Below are 7,435 nucleotides of genomic sequence, written 5' to 3'. Positions count from 1 at the left end.
CTGATCGGTGTCCTTGATAGGCGCTTTCAAGTGGAAATAGCTTACGGGGCTCCCAATGAATCCAATTAACGCGCCTTACGTGGTCGGCATTGCCGGAAGCAGTGGCTCGGGGAAGACTTTTTTCCTGAACTGTTTCCTCAACCATTTCGCACCTCACGAGGTGGCACTCATCTCTCAAGATGATTACTATATCCCCGCGAATACAAAAACAAAGGAAGAAAACAAACGGTATAATTTCGATTTGCCCACGGCCATCGATCGGTCGGCATTTCAACGTGATATAAAATTGCTTTTCGATGGGGAAACCGTATTTCGAAAAGAATATACGTTCAATAATCCGGCACTGAAGCCCAGAATGATCGAAACGAAACCGGCGCCCATCCTCCTAGTCGAAGGATTGTTTATCTTTTACTACGAGGAAGTCAACGCATTGCTCGACCATCGGATATTCCTGCATGCAGAAGAAGAGGTGGCCTTGCAACGCCGCCTGAAAAGGGACCTGTTGGAACGCGGGTATGATGAAGAGGATGTGCGTTACAAATGGATAAACCATGTCATCCCCGCTTACCAAGCTTATTTGTTACCGTTCCGCGATCGGTGCGACCGGGTGATCATCAACAATACTGACGATCCCGCGCCCATCGTTGCCGTCACCGATGAGATCTCTGCCGACCTCCGGCAGCATGTACCGGGATTGGATGCGGTTTAGTCTATAACGACATCTCGGGAATCTCTCCCTCGGCGAAAAATTTCCCTGCGGTCGCGTTCCGGATTTCATCCACGCTTACCCCAGGTGCGCGCTCACGCAAATGAAACCCACCGTTGTCGATATCGACCTCAAAAACCGCCATTTCAGTAACTATTTTCCGGATGCAGCGCACACCGGTAAGGGGAAGCTTGCAGTTGGACAACAGCTTACTTTCACCTGCTTTATTTGTCTGTTGCATCGCTACGATGATATTTCTGGCCGAAGCCACTAGGTCCATCGCCCCGCCCATGCCTTTCACCAGCTTTCCGGGGATTTTCCAGCTGGCGATATCACCATGCTCAGACACTTCCATCGCCCCTAAAATCGTCAGGTCTACTTTTTGTGCCCGGATCATGCCGAAGCTCATGGCCGAGTCAAAAATGGCCGACCCGGGCAACATGGTGATCGTCTGTTTACCGGCATTGATCAAGTCCGCATCCTCGTCGCCTGCTTTGGGGAATGGTCCCATGCCCAGCAGTCCGTTCTCCGATTGGAGCACAACACGGATGGTTTCAGGGATGTAATTGGCTACCAATGTCGGTATGCCAATCCCCAGGTTCACATAGAATCCGTCTTTTATTTCCTTTGCAATCCGCTTTGCGATTCCGTTTTTATCCAACATACCTTTTGATGTGATGATCCTTTGATTCGATGTTCGCCGGCCACCGGCGTCATTCAGCCACCGTCCGCTGCTCAATCCGCTTTTCATATGCCTTCCCTTGGAAAATCCGGTGCACATAGATGCCAGGAGTATGGATATGGTCGGGATCCAGTTCCCCTGCCGGCACCAATTCTTCCACTTCAGCGATCGTGATTTTACCTGCCATGGCCATGATCGGGTTGAAATTGCGTGCCGTCATCCGGTACATCAGGTTCCCCGCGGTGTCCCCTTTCCATGCTTTCACGATGGCAAAATCTGCCTCAAACGCCATTTCCAGCAAATAATCCTTACCGTTAAAATTACGCACCTCCTTCCCTTCAGCCACTTCGGTGCCTACACCCGCCGGCGTAAAAATAGCAGGCATTCCATAGCCCGCCGCCATGCAGCGGGTGGCCAACGTACCCTGCGGCACCAATTCCACTTCCAGCTCACCCGTGAGTAGTTGCCGTTCGAACTCCGCGTTTTCGCCCACGTAAGAGGCAATCATCTTTTTTACCTGCCGCTTCCGAAGCAATAGACCGATCCCAAAGTCATCCACCCCGGCATTATTCGAAATGCACGTCAAGTTCGAGATCCCCCGCTTCGCAATCTCATGGATACAGTTTTCGGGGATGCCGCATAACCCGAAACCACCGAGCATCAATGTCATCCCATCGGTCATGCCGGCAAGCGCCGCTTCAGCACTGGTAACTACTTTATTGATCATACGCGTCTCCTAATTGGTTTATCCCAATGTGGGATGCCGACAAGTTACGAAAGTTGACACCATCATGCAAATCGAAATGTCAAAACCGAATGCGGTTGCCCTGTGTCAGAACCCAGATTGCCCGGTTTGGTGATGGCCGATTGTATATCCATCGAATTTTAGCTAAATTTGTCATCCAACAACAAATGAAATGATGAAAAAGATGATCTTTCCTGCCGTTGCTGCCTTATTGCTCGTTGCCTGTAACGGAGGCGGTAGCGATACGGTTGAAATCGACCAATTGCGAGATGAAGCCATTGCGATCCACGATGAGATCATGCCCCAAATCAGTGCGTTCGACCGGAATTCGGTGAAAATCGATTCGATTTTATCCAGTCTGTCCGAACTGAAAGCGGCGAATCCAAACATCGACACCGTCCAGGTACGCACCGACCTCTCCGCACTTAAAGTGCGCCTCGAGGGCGCAACCAATGCGATGATGGACTGGATGACCGGTTTTGATGTGGATCCGCAAGACAAATCGGCGGCCGAAACCAAATCGTACTATGAGAAAGAAGTTGAAAAGGTAAAGGAGATGAAGGTAACTTTTGATGAGGTTTCGAAAGAAAGTGTCGAAAAACTAGCGCAATTCTAATCACATGCGTATCATTCTTTTCGTATGGGGTGCCTATGTACTGTGCTGTATGGCCGCCTGCCAGTCGACTACCGAGAAGACGCTACCCATATTGGGATCCCGTGAACCGGTAACCCAAGTGGTGGAAGGCCAAACGGTTACCGATACGATGTACCATACCATTGCCGACTTTAAACTACTTAACCAGGATAGCGTTTTCATTGATAACCACACGTTTGAAAACGGTGTATATATCGCTAATTTTTTCTTCACCCATTGTCCGAGTATCTGCCCCACGATGCAACGCAACCTGCTGAAAGTTTACGAGAAGTATAAGGGCGACAAACGGGTGCGGTTCCTTTCCCATAGCATCGATTTCCGCTATGATTCGCCCAGTGTACTTAAGGCATATGCGGAAAAGCTGGGTGTGACCAACGACCAATGGCAATTTGTAACAGGCAGCAAAGCAGAGATTTACGGTCTATCCGATAGCTATATGGTCTATACCAAGGAAGATGCTGCCGTGCCTGGCGGTTATGACCATTCGGGCCATTTCCTGTTGGTTGACCAAAACCGGCACATCCGCGGCGCATATGATGGCACCAACGACGCCCAGTTACAGCTGCTTTTTGAGGATCTGGAGATTCTGCTGGAGGAAGTACCCCACTGATGCGCAATCGTTCCCTCTTACTCCTCGCAACGTGCCTGTCGGTATATATCGCGTTCCATTCATGCCAAAGTGAACAGGCCATCCGGACGGCACAATATACCGTAAACGGAAAGAAGGTGTATGCCACCCATTGCCAGAATTGCCACGGTGCAAAAGGTGAAGGGCTCGGCAAACTGTATCCCCCACTCAATGACAGCACTTTTCTCGTTAGCCATCGGGATGAACTGGCCTGCCTCGTGAAATATGGCAGGAAGGAAATGCCCGCCAACCGGACCCTCACTACCGTCGAAATAGCCTACGTGCTAACTTATATCGGCAATTCGTTCGGTAACACGATGGAAATGTTTACCCAGGAAGAGGTTCAGGCCCGGCTGGATGCATGTCGCGACACGACACCGTAATATCACAAGACTAATTCCTGAAAAAGACGGTCCAAGGTCTCTTCGGCCGACTCGCACAGTCCCGGGTGTACGGCCGATGTTTGGATGACCGTGCTCCGTTTGGCGGTGAGCCATCGAAAGCGTTCGGCCATGGGTAAAGCTGCAATCGGACCACCATCCTGATGGCCATAGCACACTTGTTGGAATGCACGCAGGTAAGCCTCCAACTCGTCGAGGGACACCGGAAGCTGAAAGGCCTGCAATCGCGGAATACGCAGGCTATGGCGCATGGCTAGAAAGCGTTGCCCCCGGCAATATAAAACGACCCCGATGTTAACGAACTCTTCGCGCGCTACGTGGGGCACCGTGCGGATAACAGCATATTCAAATAATTCTTTCCCGGGCATCTTTCGCTTCATTGACAAAAACCTCCGATGCCGCTAAACGCATCGTTAAAAACTGCCAGTACACTCCCCGCGCCGCCGCTGGCGATTGTCCATCCACATCCACCAACCATGCATCAGGTATCTGCTGCACAATACGTTCAATTACGGAAGGTGTTAGCTTGGCTTTCAGTGCTCTATCTGCCTCATCAAGTGCGGAAGCACGGGATAGCAGCACATGGTCTTTGATACGCACAAATGGCTTGATCGCTTGGGATTCCCAATCGTCCCAAGTATGATGGAAATAGAGTGCGGCCCCGTGATCGATGAGCCACAGCTCATTGTGCCACATCAGCATATTGGTGTTTTTCGCTGTCCGGTCCACATTCGTCAGCAGGCCATCCAACCATACAATCTGCGAGGCTAACCCCTCATCCAACTGGGTTACGACGGGGTCGAACGTGATGGCGCCCGACAGGTAATGCAACGCGAGATTAAGACCCGTGCTTGCCCGTAGCAAATCCTGGATTTCTTCGTCCGGCTCCGTTCGGCCGAAAGCCTCATCGAGCTGGGCAAACACGATTTCCGGCACGCGGAATCCTAGGGCACGTGCAATCTCACCACCTAGCAATTCGGCAATAAGTGCCTTGTTGCCCTGCCCGGCGCCGCGGAATTTGAGTGCGTAAAGGAAGCCGTCATCCGCTTCGGCGATGGCAGGCAATGAACCGCCCTCCCGCAGGGGCGTTACATAACGGGTTACCTGTACTGTTCGTAATATTGAATGATCCACGTTCCAAATATCGCATTTTATTCGGTTTGAAAATTCGGCTTCTCTGTGAAATATTCCCCATGGCCGTCGTTATGCACTTCGATTACGCCTGCTACGATGAGGTTGACGAGGATACGGCGTGTACGCCGACGGGAAAGCTGAAGGTGGTCACATAATTCGGGCAGTTGCGACCGTGGGTGGGCATGTACATATTCCATCAATGCACGCTCTTTTTCCGTATAGCTAAATTGCACACCCTCGGGATTATTGTTTTGATGCAGCACATCTACGGCAACCTTCCCGGCCAAGAGACTTTTATCGCCCGCGCGAACATACACCCACCATCTCTGGTCGCCGTCCAACGCATAATGTGGCTTCGTGTCGCTTTCGCCAATATCGGCAACGAGCACCAGCTTATCATCGATAGTGATTTCTGTGAAAACCGGTTCGATCGGGGGGCGACAATAACGTTGGCCTGCCTGTAAAAGCATGTATTTTTCTTCCTCTTCGTTCTTGATCCCTTTAATCGTACCATTGTCGGCTACCCCCACCAGTAACTTGCCGCCTTTGGTATTGGCAAAGGCTACCAGCGTCTTGGCAATCTTGGCGCAGTTGCTGATCCTGTTCTTGAAATCAAGCTGTTCGCCCTCACCCTGGAGTATCAGTGCTTTGATCGTCACGCCTGTCCATGCATTTATAACATACTTGCTTTTTCGATTGCCTATATCGGACATCCCGCATGATCCATTCCAATGCATTTTCGGAGTGCCGCATATACCCACTAATATAGCCACAAATTCTGAAAGACAGAAAATTTGTTATTTTAGCGCCCGTAAATCGTAAGGCAAATGACCAAAGAAAACCTTACCAACTCCAGGAATGCGTGGTTGTTGGTTGTCGTAGCCGCATTGGGCTATTTTGTTGATATATATGATCTTGTGGTTTTCTCGATCGTTCGGGTACAAAGTTTCCATGATATCGGCATCCCGGAATCGGCGATGCGTACGGACGGCGAGTATGTGCTGAATATGCAGATGGGCGGACTCCTGCTGGGTGGACTTTTGTGGGGGATATTGGGCGACAAGATCGGCCGAATCAAGGTGCTGTTTGGCTCGATTCTGATGTATTCGCTGGCGAATATTGCCAACGGGCTCGTACACGATATCCATTCGTACGCGATGATCCGTTTCGTTGCCGGTGTTGGCTTAGCCGGCGAACTGGGAGCCGGTATCACGCTCGTGAGCGAGGCAATGAGCAAGAACAAGCGCGGGTATGGGACAATGATCGTGGCTTCGGTCGGTGTCCTGGGAGCCATCGTGGCCTATTATGTTTCTGAATTCTTCGATTGGCGCAATGCGTACTTTGTAGGTGGCGGCATGGGGCTACTGCTGCTCATCCTCCGTGTGGGTACGTTCGAATCGGGTATGTTCAAGAACTTGTCGGCCAAACCGGTTGAAAGAGGTAAGCTAAGTATGTTATTCACGGATACGGAGCGTTTCAAACGGTATATTTATTGTCTGCTCATCGGGCTGCCCATCTGGTTTGTCGTCGGCATATTGATTACCCAGGCCCCCGAATTCGGTGCGGCTTTGGGCGCCCCCATACCATTGAGTGCTGGCAAGGGAATCCTTTTCACATACTTGGGCCTTTCGCTGGGTGATATGGCTGCTGGATTGTTTGCCCAGCTCACCAAATCGCGCCGGATGGCGGTATTCATTTTCCAAATCATGATTATTGCATCGTCGATATGGTACCTAAGCAGTGAGGGCATTACGGAGGAACGCTTCCATTGGATTGCTTTTTTCATGGGGATTGCCATTGGTTATTGGGCAACGTTCGTCACCATCGCGTCCGAGCAGTTCGGCACCAATCTCCGCGCCACCGTGACAACGACGGCGCCCAACTTCGTCCGGGGGGCATTGATTCCTTCGACCTTCCTTTTTGAGTTTTTTGTGGGATATACCGGTATCCTCACCGCGGCCTACATCATGATTTTCCTGCTTACAGGCATAGCCATCTTTGCTATAAGCCAGCTCAAAGAGAGCTTTGACCGGGACCTGGATTTTGTGGAATGATTATCGTTTAGGGCACTTCTTACAGCGCTTGCCCCGTTTGTATTTCTTGCAGCACTTCTTGAAATCACCCCCACACCCCTCACGATAGGGGTTTAATCCTTTAAAGTACTGCGGATCCGTAGCGCAGGCGCAAGTAATTTCATCGCAAGCGAATATGGGACGCTCTTCAAACATGGCGCGGCAAAGATATGCTTTATTTAGAAAAAATCCAATTAAGAAAACTGGTTCTGCAATTGGCAAATCTTCAAATCGAATCGGCAAATTCTTTTATCTTTGCCATTATCATGGATACATCAGCACAATACGACCGTATTATCGAGCACTGCCAACAATTATTCGCAAAAAAAACAGCAGACTACGGCACTGCGTGGCGCATCATGCGGCCTGCATCCATCACAGACCAGCTATACATCAAGGCACAGCGTATCCG

General features: G+C 50.6%; 11 protein-coding genes. 6 read left to right on the top strand and 5 right to left on the bottom strand.

The window, feature by feature from the left end; all coding sequences use genetic code 11:
• Window positions 1–55: 55 nt before the first annotated feature.
• Entirely contained in the window at window positions 56–709 is a 654-nt protein-coding gene (locus ACO1NT_RS14515; RefSeq protein ID WP_449049443.1) for a uridine kinase family protein, read from the top strand.
• A 1-nt stretch (window position 710) separates the two neighbouring features.
• Here ACO1NT_RS14515 and ACO1NT_RS14510 read toward each other — a convergent pair whose 3' ends face one another.
• The gene (locus ACO1NT_RS14510) at window positions 711–1,370 is read right to left on the bottom strand and encodes a 3-oxoacid CoA-transferase subunit B (protein WP_449049446.1); all 660 of its coding nucleotides are present in this window, start codon (window positions 1,368–1,370) and stop codon (window positions 711–713) included.
• Between the two features lie 49 nt (window positions 1,371–1,419).
• Window positions 1,420–2,115, bottom strand: coding sequence for a CoA transferase subunit A (locus ACO1NT_RS14505; protein WP_449049442.1), 696 nt, complete (start codon window positions 2,113–2,115; stop codon window positions 1,420–1,422).
• 190 nt (window positions 2,116–2,305) lie between these two features.
• Here ACO1NT_RS14505 and ACO1NT_RS14500 point away from each other — a divergent pair, with 190 nt between their 5' ends.
• Genes ACO1NT_RS14500 through ACO1NT_RS14490 form a run of 3 tightly spaced genes read left to right on the top strand, consistent with a single transcriptional unit; the run spans window position 2,306 to window position 3,799 of the window.
• Complete coding sequence (locus tag ACO1NT_RS14500) at window positions 2,306–2,749, top strand: transposase (RefSeq protein WP_449049441.1); 444 nt, start codon at window positions 2,306–2,308, stop codon at window positions 2,747–2,749.
• A 4-nt stretch (window positions 2,750–2,753) separates the two neighbouring features.
• Entirely contained in the window at window positions 2,754–3,398 is a 645-nt protein-coding gene (locus ACO1NT_RS14495) for an SCO family protein (RefSeq protein WP_449049440.1), read from the top strand.
• The gene (locus tag ACO1NT_RS14490) at window positions 3,398–3,799 is read left to right on the top strand and encodes a c-type cytochrome (protein WP_449049439.1); all 402 of its coding nucleotides are present in this window, start codon (window positions 3,398–3,400) and stop codon (window positions 3,797–3,799) included. The genes ACO1NT_RS14495 and ACO1NT_RS14490 overlap by 1 nt, the downstream gene beginning before the upstream one ends.
• Before the next feature lie 2 nt (window positions 3,800–3,801).
• Here the strand turns inward: ACO1NT_RS14490 and ACO1NT_RS14485 are convergent, their stop codons facing one another.
• From ACO1NT_RS14485 to ACO1NT_RS14475, 3 genes are read right to left on the bottom strand one after another with little or no spacing between them, the layout of a single operon-like run.
• Window positions 3,802–4,185 (bottom strand): DUF3037 domain-containing protein, encoded by a 384-nt coding sequence (locus ACO1NT_RS14485; RefSeq protein WP_449049438.1) that lies wholly within the window; start codon window positions 4,183–4,185, stop codon window positions 3,802–3,804.
• Window positions 4,163–4,951, bottom strand: a complete 789-nt coding sequence (locus ACO1NT_RS14480) for a HipA family kinase (protein ID WP_449049437.1) — start codon at window positions 4,949–4,951, stop codon at window positions 4,163–4,165. The genes ACO1NT_RS14485 and ACO1NT_RS14480 overlap by 23 nt, the downstream gene beginning before the upstream one ends.
• A 17-nt stretch (window positions 4,952–4,968) precedes the next feature.
• On the bottom strand, window positions 4,969–5,610 hold the full coding sequence (locus ACO1NT_RS14475) for an AlbA family DNA-binding domain-containing protein (protein WP_449049436.1): 642 nt from the start codon (window positions 5,608–5,610) through the stop codon (window positions 4,969–4,971).
• A gap of 168 nt (window positions 5,611–5,778) precedes the next feature.
• Here ACO1NT_RS14475 and ACO1NT_RS14470 point away from each other — a divergent pair, with 168 nt between their 5' ends.
• Together ACO1NT_RS14470 and ACO1NT_RS14465 are read left to right on the top strand one after the other, a co-directional pair.
• Window positions 5,779–7,005 (top strand): MFS transporter, encoded by a 1,227-nt coding sequence (locus ACO1NT_RS14470; RefSeq protein WP_449049434.1) that lies wholly within the window; start codon window positions 5,779–5,781, stop codon window positions 7,003–7,005.
• Window positions 7,006–7,289: 284 nt separating this feature from the next.
• Window positions 7,290–7,435: DUF1599 domain-containing protein (locus ACO1NT_RS14465; protein ID WP_449049444.1), on the top strand; the 146-nt coding region annotated here is incomplete at its 3' end.

It is taken from the genome of Parapedobacter sp., from assembly GCF_053550995.1.
This window is presented reverse-complemented; position numbering and strand designations above follow the sequence as displayed.

What these genes read in the sequence shown, in the direction of transcription:
- ACO1NT_RS14515 (WP_449049443.1), top strand. Translation starts at nt 56, where the DNA reads ATGAATCCAATTAACGCGCCTTACGTGGTCGGCATTGCCGGAAGCAGT.
- ACO1NT_RS14510 (WP_449049446.1), bottom strand. Translation starts at nt 1,370, where the DNA reads ATGTTGGATAAAAACGGAATCGCAAAGCGGATTGCAAAGGAAATAAAA.
- ACO1NT_RS14505 (WP_449049442.1), bottom strand. Translation starts at nt 2,115, where the DNA reads ATGATCAATAAAGTAGTTACCAGTGCTGAAGCGGCGCTTGCCGGCATG.
- ACO1NT_RS14500 (WP_449049441.1), top strand. Translation starts at nt 2,306, where the DNA reads ATGATGAAAAAGATGATCTTTCCTGCCGTTGCTGCCTTATTGCTCGTT.
- ACO1NT_RS14495 (WP_449049440.1), top strand. Translation starts at nt 2,754, where the DNA reads ATGCGTATCATTCTTTTCGTATGGGGTGCCTATGTACTGTGCTGTATG.
- ACO1NT_RS14490 (WP_449049439.1), top strand. Translation starts at nt 3,398, where the DNA reads ATGCGCAATCGTTCCCTCTTACTCCTCGCAACGTGCCTGTCGGTATAT.
- ACO1NT_RS14485 (WP_449049438.1), bottom strand. Translation starts at nt 4,185, where the DNA reads ATGCCCGGGAAAGAATTATTTGAATATGCTGTTATCCGCACGGTGCCC.
- ACO1NT_RS14470 (WP_449049434.1), top strand. Translation starts at nt 5,779, where the DNA reads ATGACCAAAGAAAACCTTACCAACTCCAGGAATGCGTGGTTGTTGGTT.